Consider the following 18,511-nt stretch of genomic DNA (forward strand, 5'->3'; position numbering starts at 1 on the left):
CGGACGAGGTGGGCCGCGATGGCGGTCAGGGGCGGGCGGCCCAGAGCAGGCCGCGTTCGGTGAGCGTGCGGATCTCGGGGATGTCGAGGTCGGGCAGGTGGTGTCCGACGGTGGAGACGAAGATCCGGCCCTGGCCCCACTGCCGGGTGTACACCGCCGGGTGGGTCACCGGCTCGTGCCACGGCTCACCGTCCTCGACCGGGAACGTGATCGTGGCCAGGACGTCGTTGAGCGGGTCGGCGAGCATCCAGTAGCGCTCGGTGTGCAGGGCGACGGTGCTGATCCCGGCCACGATGGGGTGGTCGGCGCGTTCGGGCAGCACGGTGAGGGTGTGCTGCACGAAGTTGCCCGGGTGACAGGTGAACCAGCCGCCGGTGAGCCACTGGTAGCGGCGTTCGGTGAACGCGGCGACGATGCCGCCGTGCCAGCCGCCCAGGCCGGTGCCGGCGCGGACGGCGTCGTCGAGGTTGCGGGCGCGGTCGGGAGTGAGTTCGTCGCCGCCCGCGGTCCAGCAGTTGACGATCAGGTCGGTGCGGGCTAGCAGGGCCGCGTCGTCGTACACGGCGAGGTCGTCGGCGGTCTCGACGGTGAAGCCCTGGTCCTTGAGGAACGGCAGGAAGCTGTCGGTGGTGCCGACGGGGTCGTGGAAGTCGGCCCCGCCCCGGACGATCAACGCGCTACGCATGGCGAACAGGGTAAACGTTTTCCTTCCGAGCGGCGAGACCGGTCACCGGGCAGCGCCGACGACCGCCGGAGCCGCCGGGGCGGGCACGGGCACGGGCAGGCCGATCCGGCGCACCCCGGGCGCGAACACGGTGCCGAGGCAGGCGGCGGCCACCACGACCGCTCCGGCGAGCAGCGGGACCCGCGGCGACCAGGCCGCGGCGGCCAGCGGCGCGAGCGTGTAGCCCACCGGGGTGGCCGCCAGCGAGCACAACCAGTCGTATGACGTCACCCGGGCCAGCGCCTGCGGCGGGATCTCGGCCTGCACGACCGTCTCCCACACCGGGTTGAGGAAGCCGAGTGCCGCCATGGCCAGGCCGTACGCGCCGATGACGGCCGGGGCCGGGGCGGCGACCGCCAGCAGCGCCAGCGGCAGCGCGTAGGTGGCCAGGCCCAGGTTCGCCACCAGCACCGGGCGGCGTGGCCGGACCCGGCTCGCGACCAGGGAGCCGAGCAGCAGGCCCACCGCACCGGCCTCCAGCACGAGCACCCAGGTCGCGTCGCCGCCGAGCCGGTCGACGGCGATGGCCGGGCCCAGCGTGATCAGCACGGCCGCGACGCCGTTCCAGGCGGCGTGGGCGATGAGGCTGGTCCAGTACCAGTCGCGGGAGCGGACCTCGGCCCAGCCCGCCGCCAGGTCGGCGAGCAGGGTGCGGCGCTCGACCGGCACCCGGCGCACCCGGATGACCGCCAGCAGGACGGCGCTGACCGCGAACGACGCCCCGTCGAGCAGGAACGCCCAGCCTGCTCCGGCGGTCAGGATCAGCACCCCGGCCAACGCGGGTCCGGCCAGCCGGGTGACGCCGGTGGCGACGGCCATCGCGGCGTTGGCCGCCTGCCGCTGCGGCCCGTCCACCACCCCGGCGACCAGCGGTGACGTGGTGGGGATGGCGAACGCGGAGGCGACTCCGCCGACCGCGGACGCCACCGCCAGGTGGGCGAGTTCCGGGTCGCCGCCGAGGAGCGCGCACCCGACGAACACCTGCGCGGCGCACCGGACGAGGTCGGCCGACAGTGCCACCAGGCGCGGGTCGTGCCGGTCGGCGAGCACCCCGCCCAGCGGCAGCAGCACCAGCCGGGGCACCATCGCGCAGCCCAGCACCAGGGCCAGCGCGCCGCTGGATCCGGTGGCGTGGTGCACGGCGATGGCGAGCGCCGCGGGGATCACGAAGTCGCCGAGCGAGGACAGGGTGCGGCCGATGAACAGCAGCCGGAACGCGCGGTGGCGCAGAGGGTGGGCCATGCCGACGAAGATATTTCGGAACCGAACTTTTTGTCAACGAACAATACGACACCGAAGGATCGGCATCGTCATAGGATCACCGGCATGGAGTCCCGCGACCGGGTCGACGATCATGTCGACCGCTGGCTGCCCGTGCTGCCCGGCCTCGACCCCGACGTCGAGGGCGCGGTGACGCGAATGAAAAAGCTGTCCGACCACCTGCGGCGGGTACGCGAGCAGTCCCTCGTCGACTTCGACCTGCAGCGCCACGAGTTCGACACGCTGCACTCGCTGGCCGGGCGGGGCGGGCGCGCGGCGCCCTCCGAACTGGCCGGCGACCTGGGCATGGCGCCCGCAACGGTCACCGGCCGGCTCGACGGCCTGGAGCAGCGCGGCTACATCCGGCGCGCCCCCTCCACCGCGGACCGGCGGCGGGTCGACATCGAGCTCACCGACGCCGGCCGGGCCGCCTGGCTCGGCGCGATGGACGTGCTGGGCGACGAGGAATACCGGCTGCTCGGCGCGCTGAACGCGGACGAGCGCCGGACGCTGGCCGATCTGCTGCGCCGGATGATGCTCGCCGCCGAGCAGCCGGCACCGCCGAGCAGCAGCTCAGGACGCTGGTTGCGGCACGGCGGCTAGTGTCGGGGCATGCCCCCGGAAGACCCCGCCGCCACCATGCCCAAGGTGGGGCTGCGCACCCTCTGGCCGTACCTGCGCGCCCACCGCTCCTCGCTGCTCCTCGTCGCCGCGCTGTCGCTGGTCACCACCGCCGGCACGCTGCTGCAACCCGTGCTGACCCGCAACGTGCTCGACGGGCTCGGCGCGGGCACGCCGATCGGCCCGAGCGTGGCCGCGCTGGTGGTCACCCTGGTCGCCGTCGCCGCGGTCGACGGCTTCCGGCACTTCCTGCTCCAGCGCACCGCGGAGGGCCTGGTCCTCACGTCGCGCCGCCGGCTGGCCGGGCACCTGCTGCGCCTGCCGATCGCCGAGTACGACCAGCGCCGCACCGGTGACCTGCTGTCCCGCGTCGGCGCGGACACCACGCTGCTGCGCGCCGTGGTCACCTCCGGCCTGTTCGACACCGTCAGCGGCGCGATCATGGTGGTCGGCGCGGCGACGGCGATGGTGCTGCTGGACCCGCTGCTGTTCGGTGTCACCCTGATCGGCCTGGTCATCGGGCTGTCCGGCGGCATCTTCTTCGCCCGCAAGGTGCGCGGCATGTCCCGCGACGCGCAGGCGCGCATCGGCGACATGACCGCCGCGGTCGAGCGGTCCATCACCGCGGCCCGCACCATCCGGGCCAGCCGCGCCGAGACCCGCGAGACCGAGACCGTGGCGCACAGCGCCGAGCAGGCGTACCACGCCGGAGTGCGGATCGCCCGGCTGCAGGCGATCGTGCAGCCCGCCATGGTGACCACCATCCAGGGCTCGTTCCTGCTGGTGCTGGGCGTCGGCGGGGCACGGGTCGCCTCCGGCGCGATCACGGTCGGGGACCTGGTCGCCTTCGTGCTGTTCGTTTTCTTCCTGGTAATGCCGCTGGGCCAGGCGCTCAACGCGTACACCCAGCTGCAGGCGGGTCTGGGCGCGTTGCAGCGCATGGAGGAGGTACTGGTCATCCCACTGGAAGGCGCCGGCGGCGGCCCGGCGACCGCGCCGGCAGGGAGCGCGAAGGCTCCGGTGGGCGCACAGCCGTCGTCCGGCTCAGCCAGGTCGGCCGATGCGGCGACGCCAACAGTCGCCGCGGTGGCCGGGGCTCCCGCGATCGAGTTCGACCGGGTCGGCTTCGGCTACACCGACGCCGAGGGCCGGGTGGGCGAGCCGGTGCTGCGCGAGGTCAGCTTCCAGGCCCCGGTGGGTACGCGCACCGCGCTGGTCGGGCCGTCCGGGGCGGGCAAGTCCACGCTGCTGTCGCTGGTCGAACGGTTCTACGAGGTGACCTCGGGCAGCCTGCGCGTCGACGGCGTGGACGTGCGCGAGCTGAGCCACCAGGCGCTGCGGTCCCGGCTCGGCTACGTCGAGCAGGAGTCGCCGGTGCTGGCCGGCACGCTACGCGAGAACCTGCGCCTGGCCACGCCCGACGCGACCGAGGAGCAGATGCGGGCGGTGCTGGTCGCGGTCAACCTCGACGAGCTGGTCGACCGCACCCCGCTGGGGCTGGACGCGCAGGTCGGCGAGGGCGGCGTGCTGCTGTCCGGCGGGGAGCGCCAGCGGCTGGCCATCGCCCGTACGCTGCTGGCCGCCCCGCCGATCCTGCTGCTCGACGAGCCGACCAGCAACCTCGACGCGCGCAACGAGGCGGCCCTGCGCTCCGCCATCGACACCGTCGCCCAGGGGCGCACACTGCTGATCGTCGCGCACCGGCTGTCCACCGTCGTGGACGCCGACCAGATCGTGGTCCTGGAGCACGGCCGCGTGGTGGCCACCGGCCCCCACACCGAACTCCTCGACACCAGCCCCCTCTACCGCGAACTGGCCGCCCACCAGTTCCTCGTCGACCCCGCCCCCGACCCGGCCTGACCGGCCCCCTCAGCGGCGCCCGCCCGGCCGCCCCGCCCGGCCCAGCCCGGCCTAAATAGACGCCGGCCTATCTGATGGAGAAATAGTAGATCATTCTCCATCAGATAGGCCGGCGTCTATGAAAAGCGGAGCGGAGCGGGCGCGGCCCGGCGGGGACGGATCAGCCGGATACCGGCGCCGCGATGGCGGGTTCGGCGGTGCGCTGGGCGAGGTCCATGCGGCCGGTGAGTTCCCAGGGGGCCCGGAACGGGAAGTACGCCTCCATGAAGTCGCGCACCATCGCGGTCTGCTCGTCCATCTCGCCGTCGGACGAGTTGGTGTCGTTGAGGCAGAACACGTCGACGTTGCGCTGCCGCACCAGCCGGGCCAGCATGATCGGGGCGACCAGGCGGCCCAGGTCGATGTACACGTGGCTGATCGAGCCGGGCACCGAGCGCCCGGTGCTGTGCGCCCAGTAGTGCGCCAGCGACGACGGGATCGACAGGTCGCCGCGGTCGCGGAACTGGTGCGAGGCGGTCGCGTGCGACTCCTCGCGCAGTTCGTTCTCGATCTCCTCCAGCACCCCGCGCAGCAGCGGGTACGGCACGTGCCGCATCTTCTGGTAGAGCTGGGTGCCGAAGCGCGTCTGGAGCAGCCGCCGGTTGTTCTTCGCGGCGACGTCGACGGGCGCGTCGGCGGGCGCGGGCGGGTTGACGTCGACCAGCGAGCTGGACGGGAAGAACTTGGCCACCCCGTTGGCGAAGAAGAACTGGGTCGGCAGCACCGGGCGGCCCAGGATCATGTCGTCGTTGAAGTAGAGGAAGTGCTCCGACAGGCCGGACACCTTGTGCAGCCGCGACTCGATGGCGTGCGAGTTGAAGGTCGGCAGCACGCCGACGTCGCCGAAGATCTCCTTGTGCGAGACCAGCGTGACGTACGGCGAGGTCGGGTCGAGCCAGGACGGCGTCTGGTCGTCGGTCACCAGGTAGATGTGGTTGACCCAGGGCGCGAAGGCGTGCAGCGAGCGCATCGAGTAGAGCAGCTCGTCGCGTGAGGTGAACCGGGAGGCGTTGGTGGCCAGACCGGCGAACGAGTCGTCCTCGTCCTCCCCCAGCGCCTGTGCCTTGCGGCTGCGCCAGGCGGGGTCGTCGCCGTCGACCCAGGTGTAGACGACGTCGATGGGGAACTGAACGTCGTTGGGGCCGGGCTCGGCGTAGACGGCGCGGCTGCGGTAGCGGGGTTCGGCGTCGCGCGGGACGAACGCGGACAGCCGGGCGGCGGCGACGTACTGCGTGGGGTTGTCGACGCTGACGACGGTGCCGACCTTGTGGTTGCGCGGCCCGACCTGGCGCGGGGCCTGCCAGCCCTGCTGCTTCACGGTCGACCAGAACTCGATCTCGCAGGCGTACGCGTCCTCGGTCAGCGGCAGGTTCGCCGAGCTCGCGGCGGACCGGTAGACCTGCACGATCGCGCAGCGCTGCGGGCTGACCCGGCGGCCGGCGGTGTCCAGGGTCCGGATGACCTTGTCCCCGCCGGACCTGCCGCGCAGCAGGCGCAGCACCTGGGCGCGGTGCTCGACCGCGACGGCGACCGCGCTGCGGCGGGGGTCGGTGTGCGGCACGCAGAAGTAGTCGACACCGTCGGCTTCCAGCAGCCCGACCACGGTCTGCAGATTGTCGTGCCACGCATGGGCGGGCGACGACCCGCCGGACGGCGCGGCCGGGCCGGCGGACCGGGTCCGGGACGGTCCACCGACGAGCAGCTTGGCGATGCGGACCCGCTGGCGCAGCGGGAGCCGGTAGGCGGCGGCGCGCAGTGCCGGTCTCGGCAGGAGGCGTTTGACAATCTGCTTCACAACAACCCAACATAGGGTATAAGCCGCATAGGACTGTGTATTTGGTTAATAAGGACATTCATGTTGACTGCCGTTTTCAGCCGTCAGGGGGTCAACGCTTGACCCGCCCACAACCGCACGCTCTGGAGCCGGCCCCGCTCGGCTCCCGGCTCGCCCGCAGCCTGCCGATCACGGTTCCGGCGCTGGTGACCCTGTTCGTCGTGCTGGTCGGACACGACCGGCGCGCGCTCTGGCGCGACGAGTACGCCACCTGGTGGGCCGCCTCGCTCACCACCGACCAGCTGCAACTCCTGCTGTCCAAGGTAGATGCGGTGTTCGCGCCGTTCTACCTGTTCACCCGGGCGTGGGTCGCCCTGTTCGGGGACAGCCTGACCAGCCTGCGACTGCCCTCGGCACTGGCCATGGCCGCGGCCGCGGGCCTGATCGGCGCGCTCGGCCGCAAACTGTTCTCCCCCGGCGCCGGGCTGGTCGCCGGGCTGCTGTTCGCGCTGCTGCCCGCGGTGTCCCGCTACGGCGAGGAGGCCCGGCCGTACGCGTTCGCGCTGGCGTTCACCGTGGCGGGCGCGCTCGCGCTGCTGCGCGCCCTGGAGCAGCCGGAGCAGTGGCGGCGCTGGGTGCCGTACGCACTGGTGGTTGCCGCCATCGGCTGGTCGCACCTGGTCGCGCTGACGATGCTCGCCGTGTACGCGGTGGCCGTGGTCGGCGCGGCAGGGCTGCGCTCGGTCGCGCTGCGAAACTGGCTGGTCGCCACCGCGGTCGGCGGGCTGCCCGTGCTGCCGCTGCTGTGGCTGGGCAAGCGGCAGACCGGTCAGATCGGCTGGATCGGCGACCGCGGCGAGGAGTCGGTCCGCGAGTTCATCACCAGCATCTTCGGCTCGCTGTGGATCGGCCTCGCGGTGCTGGCGCTGGCGCTGCTGTCGGTGCGCCTGGCCGAGCCGCGCCGGCGTTTCCTGCTGGCCTGGGCGCTGCTGCCGCCCGCCGCGGTGCTCGCGCTCACCCCCGTGATCAACATGATGCTCTCCCGGTACCTGCTGTTCACGGTGCCGGCCTGGGTGCTGCTCGCCGCGTGCACGCTGCGCCAGGCGTCGGCCCGGGTGGCCGCGCTGACCCCGGCGGCCCGCGCGGCGGCGGCCCGCGTCGCGTCCCCCGTCCCGCCGACCACGGCGGCACGTAGCGCGGCCGCCGCGAACCCGCGCAGCGCGAAGGCGGTCCTGGGCGGCGCGGGCTCCGACGTCGGCGGATCGGCGCAGCGCGGCGCGGGCGCGACGGGCCGGGTCCGGCCGCGGCGGGCGCTGGCCGGGGACGGGCCCGCCTGGGCGGTGTCGCTGGGCACGCTCGCGGTGCTGGCCCTGGTCGGCCTGCCGGGGCAGGTCGAGGCGCGCACGCTGCCCGCCGGCAACCAGGCGGATCTGCGTACCGCCGCGGAGATCATGCGGCCGCGCCTGCTGCCGGGCGACGCCATCGCCTACGGCGGCGAGTCCTACGGCGGCCCGCGGACCTTCCGTCGCGGAATGACCTTCGAGCTGCGCGGACTCGACGGGCCGAAGGACGTCTTCGTCGCCGAGCGTGGCCAGGACCGGGGCAGTTTCGAGGCCGTCGAGTGCGCCGACCCGGCCGAGTGCGCCAAGGGCGTCGCCCGGATCTGGCTGGTGACCTCCGCGCCCGACCGGGACCTGTTCGCGGACATGCCGGTGGCCCGCGCCGAGCTGCTGCGCGACGAGTTCACCACGGTGTTCGCCCAGCGCACCCAGGGTGTCGCGGTGGCCCTGCTGGTCCGCGAGCAGCCGTCGCCCTCGCAGCCGTAGCGGGGAGCGTCGCGCGAATGGCCCACCCGGCGGGTGGGCCATTCGCGTATCCGGGGACACCCCCGGCAAACCTGGTGGCGCAGGCCCCCGGGTCGCGCCGTACCCTGGAGGTCGTGACGGTACGTGTGCGATTCGCCCCTTCCCCGACCGGTATGTTCCACGTCGGCGGCGCCCGCTCGGCGCTGCAGAACGCGGTCTTCGCCAAGCAGCAGGGCGGGGTGTTCGTGTTGCGCATCGAGGACACCGACGCCGCGCGCAACCGCCCCGAGTGGACCGAGGGCATCCTCTCCGCCCTGGAGTGGATCGGCATCGCCCGCGACACCTACGAGGGCCCGCTGTTCCAGTCGTCCTACCACGCGGAGCACACCAAGGCCGCCCAGCAGCTGTTCGACGCGGGCAAGGCCTACTACTGCGACTGCACCCGCGACGACGTGCAGGCCCGCACCGACAACAAGTACTCCGGCTACGACGGCTTCTGCCGCGACCGGGGCCTGAGCGCGGGCGAGGGCCGGGCGCTGCGCTTCCGTACGCCGGACGAGGGCGTCACCAAGGTCGTCGACCTGATCCGCGGCGAGCCGACCTTCGAGAACAAGCTGCTGGAGGACTTCGTCATCGCCCGCGGCGACGGCTCGCCGGTGTTCCTGCTGGCCAACGTCGTCGACGACATGACCATGGGCATCACCCACGTGATCCGCGCCGAGGAGCACCTGCCCAACACGCCCAAGCAGCAGCTGCTCTGGGAGGCGCTGGGCAAGACCCCGCCGGTGTGGGCGCACGTGCCGGTCGTGGTGAACGAGAAGCGGCAGAAGCTGTCCAAGCGCCGCGACAAGGTCGCCCTGGAGATGTACCGCGACGAGGGCTACCTCGCCGCCGCCATGCGCAACTACCTGATGCTGCTCGGCTGGGCGCCCAGCGGCGACCGGGAGATCGTGCCCTGGTCGGTGATCGAGGACGAGTTCCGCCTGGACGAGGTCAACCCCTCCCCCGCGTTCTTCGACGAGAAGAAGCTGCGCTCGTTCAACGGCGAGTACATCCGGGCACTGTCGGTGGCGGAGTTCACCGAGATCTGCGCGCCGTGGCTGACCGGGCCGTTCCCGAGCGAGGAGGAGCGGGCCGAGCGGGGGTACGGCACCACGCCGCCGCCGTGGTCGCCGGACGCCTACGACCCGGCCGTGTTCGCGCAGGTCGCCGAGCTGGTGCAGACCCGCATCGCGGTGCTGTCCGAGGTGCCGTCCTACGTGGACTTCCTGTTCCTCGACGAGCCCCTGCTCGACGAGGCGTCCTGGGCCAAGGCGTCCAAGGACGCGGGCATCCTGCCCGACGTCATCGCCGCGCTGCGCGACCTGGCCTCGTGGGACGCCGAGTCGCTGAAGAACACGCTGGTCACCGTCGGTGAGGCGCACGGGCTGAAGCTGGGCAAGGCGCAGGCCCCGGTCCGCGTCGCGGTCACCGGCCGCTCGGTGGGCCTGCCGCTGTTCGAGTCCCTGGAGGTGCTCGGCCGCGAGCGCACGCTGCGCCGCCTCGAGGCCGCCGCGGCCTGACCCAGATACGAAGACGCCGCCCCTGCCGTGCTCGGCGGGGGCGGCGTGCGTTTGCGTATCAGGCCTGTGCGCGGCGCTTCTTGACGAGGTTGATGACCCCGCCGACCAGCAGGCCGGCCACGGCCGCCCCGCCGACCCAGGGCCACCACGGATCGCCGGTGTCCGATCCAGCAACCGGGGCGGTGCTCGCCGCGACCGGGCTGGCCGACGGGCTGACCTGCGCCGACTCGGTCAGCGGGGACGGGCTCGGCGCGGCGCTCTCGGCGATCGCCAGCGTGAACGTGTAGGAGCCCTTCACCAGGTGACCGTCCTTTGACAGCACCTCGTACGCCACGGTGTAGGTCCCGCCCGCGGAGCCGGTGAACGGCGCGGAGACAGTCTTGCCGCTCACGGTGACCGGGCCTGCCGCCGCGGCCGCGTCCGGGCCGGTGACCGTGAGCTTCGTCCCATCGCTCTTCAGCGTGGCCAGGAACGACAGCTTGACCGCCGATGGCACCGCCTTCAATGTGGCGTTCTTCGCCGGAGAGGCCGCCACCAGGGCGTTGTGCGCCCAGGCGGGCGTCGCGCCGAGCAGCAGCGCGCCCAGTCCCACCAGGACGGCGAGCACCGCCGCGCCACGTCGTGCCGCCCGGTGCTCCCCGGTCCGCCGCCGACTGTCCCCCACGATCGCCTCCGCCTCGTTATGATCCACCGCAATCCGCAGTTGGTCGACGTTACCGGCCTGTTCGGTTCCCGGCGAATCCCGCGTGTTGCTCCACCGAACGGACAGCGCTGCTTCCGTGTCCGAAACGTGACTATGCGAGTAGCAACCCGACAGGTTTCTCGCGGGTCTAGAAGAGGTACCACCAGTCACACTGGCACCAGGTGACGCAGCGAAACGGGGCGGGCCATGCAGGGCACCATCGTGAGGGGCACCATAGTGAAGGTCGTGGCTGGACTGTTCGCCGCAGCCCTGCTGCTGCTCGGCGCGCCCGCGTTCGGCGCGCCGACGCCGTCGCCCAAGCCCAGCCCGTCGCCGACGGTACGCAGCATCACCATCACCGCGGACATGCTGTCCGCGCCCATCGTGCTGCGCTCCGATCAGCACCAGCGCGCGTTCACCGCGATGGCCGGCGAGGTCGACTGGCTGGCCGGCGGGACCTCCCCGCTCAAGGCCCCGGCCGCGGACAAGCTCGGCCCGAAGTTCGTCGTGGTCAGTGCCGTCAACGGCGAGGACAAGCAGACCTACGACCTCTACCCGCTGGCCGACGGCGGTCCCCGGGTCTTCCGCCCGGCCGCGCAGCCCGACAAGCGCAAGGTCACCGCGGCCTGGTTCCTGGGCCGGTTCAGCATGGACGCCTCGCTGCGCGGTGCCGGGGTGCTGCTGGGCCCGGCCGCGCCGGTCGAGGGCGGCGGCGTGGGCGGCGGGCTGGTGGAGTCGGCGACCGCCGAGCCGGACATCCGTGCCATGGTCGGCGACTGGCAGCGCTTCGTGGGACTCAACGGCGCGGTCGTCGTGGTCATCGCGCTCGGGGTGTTCGCCATCGCGTACGCGTTCCGCCGCACCATCTGACGTCAGTGCCCGGTGCCCCGGCTTCCCGCTGGGGCACAGGTGCCACATACTGGCCCGATGCGACCTGCCCGCAAACCCCTGCGCACCCTCGCCGTACTGGCCCTGGCGGCCTTCAGCCTCACCGGCTGCATGAAGCTCGACATGAACATGACCGTCAACAGTGACGACACCCTGGACGGCACGGTCATCATGGCGCTGGACAAGTCGGTGCTGCAGCTGAGCGGCAAGAGCGCCGAGGAGGCGTTCGCGTCGGCCGGCGAGAGCCTGACGGATCTGCCGAAGGGCACCCGCACCGAGGTCTACGACGACGGCAAGTACTACGGCAAGAAGATCATCTACGACGACCTGCCGCTGACCGAGTTCAACACCGGTGAGAAGGGCGCCCCTTCGATCACCCACGCGAACGGGAAGTACCTGTTCACGGCCGATCTCGACACGGGCGCGAACGGTCTCGGGCCGCAGGCCGAGATGGTCAAGCCGTTCCTGAGCAGCCTGCAGATCACCTTCGCGGTCACCTTCCCGGGCAAGGTCGTCGAGCACGACGACAAGGCGGTCGTGGACGGCGACACCGTGCGCTGGAACGTGGCGCTGGGCGGCAAGAACGAGCTGCGTGCCGTGGCCGAGGAGGGCAGCGCCTTCCCGTGGCTGGTCGTCGCGGTGGTCGGCGGCATCCTTGGCCTCGCCGTGATCGTCGGCATCGTGTTCCTGGCGGTCTGGCTCACCCGCCGCAAGACGCCCGCCGCCGCCCCGGCCGACCCGTACGCGACCTCGTTCGACCCGCCGACCGTGGGCGGGCCCGCCGGCACCCACCCCGCGACGCAGTCTTACCCCACATCGCAGCACAGCGGGGCGGACGGACACCCGCAGCCGTGACACCACGCGCCGGCATCGCCGCCCCCGGAGCCGGGTCGCCCGCGCCGGGGACGGCGCGCCACGCGAGCGCTCCCGCGGCCGGTCCGGGCCGGTCACGGGGGCGTGCCGCGTGAGCCGGGGTGCCGGAGCCCGCAGGCTCCCTAATATGGGGCACATGACCGACGGCGAACCGCTGGCCGCGACGCTGCGGCAGATCGAGCGGTCCGCCGGTGCCCTGGCCACCGCCAGCGTGTCGCGCATGGACGAGTCCCTGCCGTGGTTCCGCGAGCTGCCGGCCGACCAGCGGTCGTGGGTCATGCTGGTGGCCCAGGCCGGTGTCCAGTCGCTGGTGCAGTGGCTGCGCACGGGGGCCGGCACGCGCGGCGGGCCGCAGGCCGTCTCCGACGAGGTGTTCGACGTGGCGCCGCGGGCGCTGGCGCGCAGCATCAACCTGCAGCAGACGGTCGCCCTCATCAAGGTCACCATCGACGTCGTCGAGGAGCAGGTGCCGCACCTGGCCGCCCCCGGTGAGGAGCAGCAGCTGCGCGAGGCGGTGCTGCGCTACTCCCGCGAGGTCGCGTTCGCCGCCGCCCGGGTGTACGCCCGCGCGGCCGAGTCGCGCGGCGCGTGGGACGCCCGGCTGCAGGCCCTGCTGGTCGACGCGCTGCTGCGGGGCGACTCGGCGGACGTGCTGGCCAGCCGCGCGGCCGCGCTCGGCTGGACCGACGCGCCGCCGGTCGCGGTGGTGGTGGGCCGCTCCCCCGGCGGCGAGGCCGCGATCGTGCTGCACGGCGTGCACCGGGCCGCCCGGCGCGCCGACGTCGAGGTGCTCGGCGGCGTGCACGGCGACCGGCTGGTCGTGGTGATGGGCGGGGCGGCCGACCCGGTGTCGGTGGCCGAGCGGCTGCTGCCCGCGTTCGGCGATGGCCCGGTGGTGGTCGGCCCGGCGGTGCCGTCGCTGGAGGCGGCCACCGAGTCGGCCCGTTCGGCGATGGCCGGCTACCGCGCCGCCCCCGCCTGGCCCGGCGCGCCCCGGCCGGTGGCCGCCGACGACCTGCTGCCCGAACGGGCCCTGGCCGGCGACGGGGAGGCCCGTCGCATCCTGCGCCACTCGGCGTACGGGGCGCTCGCGCGGACCAGCGGGGAGCTGCTGGAGACGCTGGACGCGTTCCTCATCCACGGTGGCGCCCTGGAGGCGACAGCGCGGGCGCTGTTCGTTCACCCGAACACGGTGCGTTACCGGCTGCGTCGAGTGGCCGAGGTCACAGGCTTCGGGCCGCTGACTCCGCGTGACGCGTTCACTCTCAAGATCGCGCTGGCGTTGGGCCGCCTTGAGCCCGGTACGCAGGGCGAACAGCTCACCAAGCCGACATGAACAGGACATAATTCCGCCACTGTCCGCCGATCTTTGTGGGGTACCCACAACTTCGGTAGGAGGATTTAGTCATCCCCGGCAACGGCGCGCCGGAGGTTGATCCCTCAGGGTTGAATACGTGCTCGCCGTACTCTCCCCGGGCCAGGGTGCCCAGAAACCAGGATTCCTCACGCCGTGGCTCGACCTCGACGGCGCCGCTGACCGTCTGCGCTGGTGGTCCAACCTCGCCGGAGTCGACCTGGTGCACCTGGGCACCGCGGCGGACGCCGAGGAGATCAAGGACACCGCGAAGACCCAGCCCCTGCTGATCGCCGCCGCCCTGCTGGCCGCCGACCAGCTGCCGATGGCGGGCGTGTCGGTCGTGGCCGGGCACAGCGTCGGCGAGCTCGGCGCGGCGGCGCTGGCCGGGATGCTCACTCCCGACGCGGCGATCACGCTGGCCGGGGTACGCGGTCGCGAGATGGCCGCCGCCTGCGCCCTGGAGCCCACCGGCATGGCCGCCGTGCTCGGCGGCGACGAGGCCGAGCTGCTGGCCGCCCTGGAGGCGCACGGCCTCTACGCCGCCAACCGCAACGGCGCGGGTCAGATCGTCATCGCGGGCGCGCTCGACGCGCTGGACAAGTTCGCCGCCGCCCCGCCGGCCCGCACCCGGGTCATCAAACTGGCGGTCGCGGGCGCGTTCCACACCCCGTTCATGGCTCCGGCCGAGGCCGCGCTGGCCTCCGTCGCGAGTACCGTCGAAACTGCCGACGCCCAGCGCCCGCAGCTGTCGAACGCCGACGGCGCGGCCGTGACCGACGGACAGGAGATGCTGGGCCGGCTGGTCCGCCAGGTCACCGCACCGGTGCGGTGGGACCTGTGCATGCGTAGCCTGGCCGAGCGCGGCGTCACCGCCGTGATCGAGCTGCCGCCCGCGGGCACCCTCGCCGGGCTGGTCAAGCGCGAGCTGAAGCCCGGCACGCCGGAGATCGTCACGTTGAACACGCCCGACGATCTGGCCGCCGCGAAGGACCTCATCGCCCGGCACAGCTCCGCCGAGCCCACCCCGCAAGCCGCCATCGGAGAGCAATCATGAGCGCTAACGGCAGCAAGATCCTCGCGTTCGGGCACTACCAGCCGTCGCGCGTCGTGACCAACGACGACCTGGCGCAGATGGTCGACACCAACGACGAGTGGATCCAGTCCCGCGTCGGCATCAAGGAGCGGCGCATCGCCGACACCGAGACCGTCGCCGACATGGCCGGGTTCGCCGCGGAGAAGGCGCTGGCCGCGTCCGGCCTGACCGCCGCCGACATCGACCTGGTGATCGTGGCGACCTGCTCCTCGATCGACCGCAGCCCGAACGTGGCCTGCCGGGTCGCCGACAAGCTCGGCATCGCCGGCGCGGCCGCGTTCGACCTGAACACCGCCTGCTCGGGCTTCTCGTACGCGCTGGCCAACGCCGACCACGCCATCCGCGCGGGAGCCGCCAAGCACGCGCTGGTGATCGGCGCGGAGAAGCTGTCGCAGATCACCGACTGGTCCGACCGGAGCACCTGCGTGATCTTCGCCGACGGCGCGGGCGCGGCGGTCCTCTCCGGCACCGCCGAGGGCGAGGAGCCCGGCGTCGGCCCCGTGGTCTGGGGCAGCGAGCCCAGCGACGCGATCGCCATCGAGGGCTGGCAGCCCTACATCGTGCAGGAGGGCCAGAAGGTCTTCCGCTGGGCCACCGGCACCGCGCCCCAGGTCGCCCTGGCGGCCTGCGAGAAGGCCGGCGTCGCCCCGGGCGACCTGGGCGGCTTCGTGCCCCACCAGGCGAACCTGCGCATCATCGAGCCGCTGGCCCGCAAGATCGGCGTGGACCCGGCGGTGCTCTCCCGCGACATCGTGGAGTCGGGCAACACCTCGGCCGCGAGCATCCCGCTGGCGCTGTCCAAGATGATCGAACGCGGCGAGGTGAAGTCCGGCTCGCCGGTGCTCCTCGTCGGTTTCGGCGGCGGCCTGACCTACGCCGGTCAGGTAGTCCGCTGCCCCTGAGCCCCACCCCTGGCTTGAATCCATCTGAGTTCCACCAACCGAAGGGAAACCAAGTTCCATGGCTACGCGCGAAGAGGTCGTCACCGGCCTGGCCGAGATCCTCGAAGAGGTCGCCGGCGTGAACCCCGACGACGTCTCCGAGGAGAAGTCGTTCACCGAGGACCTCGACGTCGACTCGCTCTCCATGGTCGAGGTCGTCGTGGCCGCCGAGGAGAAGTTCGGCGCGAAGATCCCGGACGACGAGGTCCAGAACCTGAAGACCGTCGGCGACGCTGTCTCCTTCATCGTCGCCAACTCCTGAAGTTGCGAGATTTGACGTGACCAAGCCTGACGTTGTCGTCACCGGTCTCGGCGCCACCACCCCGCTCGGCGGGGACGTGGCGTCGACCTGGGACGCGATGCTGGCGGGCCGCTCCGGGGTCAGCAAGCTGACCCAGGAGTGGGCCGATCAGCTGACAGTGAAGATCGCCGCCCAGCTGGCGGTGGAGCCGAGCGAGGTCATCGACCGCGTGCGGCTGCGCAAGCTGGACCGCTCCGAGGCCGTGGCGCTCATCGCCGCCGCCGAGGCGTGGGCCGACGCCGGCCTGGCCGACGCCGGCCTCGACAAAGAGCGGCTCGGCGTGGTTGTCGGCTCCGGCATCGGCGGCGCACAGACCCTGCTGGCCCAGGACGACATCCTGGAAGCCTCCGGCGCACGGCGGGTCAGCCCGCACACGGTGCCGATGCTGATGCCGAACGGTCCGGCCGCCTTCGTCGGCCTGGAGTACGGCGCGCAGGCCGGCGTACACGCGCCGACCAGCGCGTGCGCCACCGGCGCGGAAGCGGTCGCCTGGGGTCTGGACATGATCCGGTCCGGCCGCGCCGACGTCGTCATCGCCGGTGGCACCGAGGCCGTCATCCACCCCCTGCCGATCGCCGGTTTCGCCTCGATGCGCGCCATGTCGACGCGCAACGACGACCCGGAGAAGGCCTCCCGTCCGTGGGACAAGGGCCGTGACGGCTTCGTCCTGGGCGAGGGCGCCGGCATCCTGATCCTGGAGCGGGCGGACCACGCCGCGGCTCGCGGCGCGCGGATCTACGCGCGTCTCGCCGGCGCGGGCATGACCTCCGACGGGTACGACATCGTGCAGCCGCACCCCGAGGGCACGGGCGCGGCCCGGGCCATCGCGAAGGCACTGCGCGACGCCGACCTGGCCAAGGCCGACGTCGTGCACGTCAACGCCCACGCGACGTCGACCCCGGTCGGCGACATCGCGGAGATCGCGGCGCTGCGGTCGGCGCTGGGTGACCACCCGGTGCTGACGGCGACCAAGTCGATGACCGGGCACCTGCTCGGCGCGGCGGGCGCGCTGGAGTCGATCGCGACGATCCTGGCGATCCGCGACAGCGTCGTGCCGCCGACGATCAACCTCGACGACCCCGACGACGCCCTGACCATGGATGTGGCGGCGCACAAGGCCCGCCCCCTCCAGATCGCGGCCGCGCTGAACAACTCGTTCGGCTTCGGCGGGCACAACGTGGCCCTGCTGTTCACGCGGCCGTGAGCCGGGTCGCCGACCCGATCGCTTCCCGGCCGTAGCCAGGCGACGCCCAGGTGCCACCAGGCGCCTGGGCGTCGTTTCGTTTTCCCGCCCCGCCCAAGGAGACCCGAATGACCACGATCTCGGCAGCGGTCGGCGGGGACGTCGACCATCGCGACCCGCTGGTGCGGTTACGCGCCCTGTTCGACCAGGGCACGGTGCGTACCCTGCACGGCGCGGACGACTCGGGAGTGCTTGCCGCGCGCGGCGAGATCGACGGCATGCCCGCGGTCGCGTTCGCCACCGACGCCACCCGGATGGGCGGCGCGCTGGGGGCCGAGGGCTGCGAACACATCGTGGACGTCATCGACACCGCGGTCCGCGAGCGGATCCCCGTCGTCGGCCTGTGGCACTCCGGCGGCGCCCGCCTGGCCGAGGGCGTCGTCGCCCTGGACGGGGTGGGCCAGGTCTTCGCGGCGATGGTGCGGGCCTCCGGCCGGGTGCCGCAGATCTCCGTCGTGCTCGGCCCTGCGGCCGGCGGTGCTGCGTACGGGCCGGCGCTGACCGACATCGTGATCATGAGTAGTGCCGGCCGGATCTTCGTCACCGGGCCCGAGGTCGTCCGCTCCGTCACCGGCGAGCAGGTCGACATGGAGAGCCTGGGCGGCCCCGACGCGCACGGCCGCCGCTCCGGCGTCGTCCACATCACCTGCAAGGACGACGCCGCCGCCGTCGCCGAGGCGCGCAGGCTGGCCCGGCTGCTCGGCCGGCAGGGCCGCCTGTCCCCCGCCGACGTCGCCGACGACCGGGACCTCGGCGCGTCGATGCCGGAGCAGGCCAACCGGGCGTACGACGTAAAGCCCGTCGTCAAGGCGCTGCTCGACGAGCCCGGCGTGGAGCTGCACGCCAAGTGGGCCCCGAACGTGGTGACCGTCCTGGGCCGCTTCGCCGGACGCACCGTCGGCGTCGTGGCCAACAACCCGCTGCGCCTGGGCGGCTGCCTCGACTCGGCCGCCGCCGAGAAGGCCGCCCGCTTCGTGCGCATGTGCGACTCGCTCGGCGTGCCCCTGATCGTGCTGGTGGACGTGCCCGGTTACCTGCCCGGCCTCGGCCAGGAGTGGGACGGCGTGGTGCGCCGCGGCGCGAAGCTGCTGCACGCGTTCGCCGAGGCGGTCGTGCCACGGGTGACCCTGGTGACCCGCAAGGCGTACGGCGGGGCGTACATCGCGATGAACTCCCGCGCGCTCGGCGCGAGTGCCGTGTTCGCCTGGCCGAACGCCGAGGTCGCCGTCATGGGCGCGGGCGCGGCCGTGAACATCCTGCACCGCAGGAAGCTCGCCGCGGCCCCCGCCGACGAGCGTGAGGCGCTGCGCCTCCGGCTGGTCGAGGACCAGGCCCGCATCGCAGGCGGCGTGAACCGCGCCCTGGAGATCGGCGTCGTCGACGACGTCATCAAACCCGCCGAATCCCGCAAACGCATCGCCGACGCCCTCGCCGCCGCCCCCACCGCCCGCGGCGCCCACGGCAACATCCCCCTCTGACCCCACCCCG

The 18,511-nt window shown here is 72.9% G+C and carries 16 protein-coding genes; 12 read left to right on the forward strand and 4 right to left on the reverse strand.

All coding sequences use genetic code 11. The features are described 5' to 3' along the window. Window positions 1-25: 25 nt before the first annotated feature. The gene (locus F6W97_RS27015; protein WP_155373322.1) at window positions 26-685 is read right to left on the reverse strand and encodes a ThuA domain-containing protein; all 660 of its coding nucleotides are present in this window, start codon (window positions 683-685) and stop codon (window positions 26-28) included. A 42-nt stretch (window positions 686-727) separates the two neighbouring features. After that, the gene (locus F6W97_RS27020) at window positions 728-1,966 is read right to left on the reverse strand and encodes an MFS transporter (RefSeq protein WP_155373323.1); all 1,239 of its coding nucleotides are present in this window, start codon (window positions 1,964-1,966) and stop codon (window positions 728-730) included. 84 nt (window positions 1,967-2,050) lie between these two features. Between F6W97_RS27020 and F6W97_RS27025 the strand changes: the two genes are divergently transcribed. Both F6W97_RS27025 and F6W97_RS27030 read left to right on the forward strand, forming a co-directional pair. Next, window positions 2,051-2,587: a MarR family winged helix-turn-helix transcriptional regulator gene (locus tag F6W97_RS27025; protein WP_155373324.1), complete on the forward strand. Its 537-nt coding sequence runs from the start codon at window positions 2,051-2,053 to the stop codon at window positions 2,585-2,587. 9 nt (window positions 2,588-2,596) lie between these two features. Next, a complete protein-coding gene (locus F6W97_RS27030; RefSeq protein ID WP_155373325.1) occupies window positions 2,597-4,465 on the forward strand; it encodes an ABC transporter ATP-binding protein in 1,869 nt (622 codons plus the stop codon). Between the two features lie 160 nt (window positions 4,466-4,625). Here F6W97_RS27030 and F6W97_RS27035 read toward each other — a convergent pair whose 3' ends face one another. Beyond that, on the reverse strand, window positions 4,626-6,299 hold the full coding sequence (locus F6W97_RS27035; RefSeq protein WP_155373326.1) for a stealth family protein: 1,674 nt from the start codon (window positions 6,297-6,299) through the stop codon (window positions 4,626-4,628). A gap of 98 nt (window positions 6,300-6,397) precedes the next feature. Between F6W97_RS27035 and F6W97_RS27040 the strand changes: the two genes are divergently transcribed. Both F6W97_RS27040 and gltX read left to right on the forward strand, forming a co-directional pair. Further along, the gene (locus F6W97_RS27040; RefSeq protein WP_155373327.1) at window positions 6,398-8,104 is read left to right on the forward strand and encodes a glycosyltransferase family 39 protein; all 1,707 of its coding nucleotides are present in this window, start codon (window positions 6,398-6,400) and stop codon (window positions 8,102-8,104) included. Window positions 8,105-8,217: 113 nt separating this feature from the next. Further along, the gene (gltX, locus tag F6W97_RS27045; RefSeq protein ID WP_269059713.1) at window positions 8,218-9,645 is read left to right on the forward strand and encodes a glutamate--tRNA ligase; all 1,428 of its coding nucleotides are present in this window, start codon (window positions 8,218-8,220) and stop codon (window positions 9,643-9,645) included. Window positions 9,646-9,703: 58 nt separating this feature from the next. Here gltX and F6W97_RS40235 read toward each other — a convergent pair whose 3' ends face one another. After that, complete coding sequence (locus tag F6W97_RS40235) at window positions 9,704-10,309, reverse strand: copper resistance CopC family protein (RefSeq protein ID WP_196279344.1); 606 nt, start codon at window positions 10,307-10,309, stop codon at window positions 9,704-9,706. Between the two features lie 264 nt (window positions 10,310-10,573). On the opposite strand from F6W97_RS40235, the gene F6W97_RS40240 reads away from it, so the two are divergent. The 8 genes from F6W97_RS40240 (at window position 10,574) to F6W97_RS27085 (ending at window position 18,501) form a co-directional block, all read left to right on the forward strand. After that, window positions 10,574-11,197 (forward strand): hypothetical protein, encoded by a 624-nt coding sequence (locus F6W97_RS40240; RefSeq protein WP_196279345.1) that lies wholly within the window; start codon window positions 10,574-10,576, stop codon window positions 11,195-11,197. Between the two features lie 57 nt (window positions 11,198-11,254). Continuing rightward, a complete protein-coding gene (locus F6W97_RS27055; protein WP_155373330.1) occupies window positions 11,255-12,070 on the forward strand; it encodes an LppM family (lipo)protein in 816 nt (271 codons plus the stop codon). 154 nt (window positions 12,071-12,224) lie between these two features. Beyond that, window positions 12,225-13,424, forward strand: a complete 1,200-nt coding sequence (locus F6W97_RS27060; protein ID WP_155373331.1) for a PucR family transcriptional regulator — start codon at window positions 12,225-12,227, stop codon at window positions 13,422-13,424. 118 nt (window positions 13,425-13,542) lie between these two features. Continuing rightward, window positions 13,543-14,499, forward strand: a complete 957-nt coding sequence (locus F6W97_RS27065) for an ACP S-malonyltransferase (protein WP_155373332.1) — start codon at window positions 13,543-13,545, stop codon at window positions 14,497-14,499. Next, on the forward strand, window positions 14,496-15,440 hold the full coding sequence (locus tag F6W97_RS27070; protein WP_155373333.1) for a beta-ketoacyl-ACP synthase III: 945 nt from the start codon (window positions 14,496-14,498) through the stop codon (window positions 15,438-15,440). The genes F6W97_RS27065 and F6W97_RS27070 overlap by 4 nt, the downstream gene beginning before the upstream one ends. A gap of 58 nt (window positions 15,441-15,498) precedes the next feature. Further along, on the forward strand, window positions 15,499-15,741 hold the full coding sequence (locus tag F6W97_RS27075) for an acyl carrier protein (RefSeq protein WP_120316303.1): 243 nt from the start codon (window positions 15,499-15,501) through the stop codon (window positions 15,739-15,741). A 16-nt stretch (window positions 15,742-15,757) separates the two neighbouring features. Beyond that, window positions 15,758-16,984 (forward strand): beta-ketoacyl-ACP synthase II, encoded by a 1,227-nt coding sequence (gene fabF, locus F6W97_RS27080; protein WP_155373334.1) that lies wholly within the window; start codon window positions 15,758-15,760, stop codon window positions 16,982-16,984. Window positions 16,985-17,091: 107 nt separating this feature from the next. Beyond that, window positions 17,092-18,501 (forward strand): acyl-CoA carboxylase subunit beta, encoded by a 1,410-nt coding sequence (locus F6W97_RS27085; RefSeq protein ID WP_155373335.1) that lies wholly within the window; start codon window positions 17,092-17,094, stop codon window positions 18,499-18,501. Window positions 18,502-18,511: the final 10 nt, after the last annotated feature.

This window comes from Catellatospora vulcania (assembly GCF_009720385.1).
In the GTDB taxonomy this organism is placed as follows: Bacteria; Actinomycetota; Actinomycetes; order Mycobacteriales; family Micromonosporaceae; genus Catellatospora; species Catellatospora vulcania.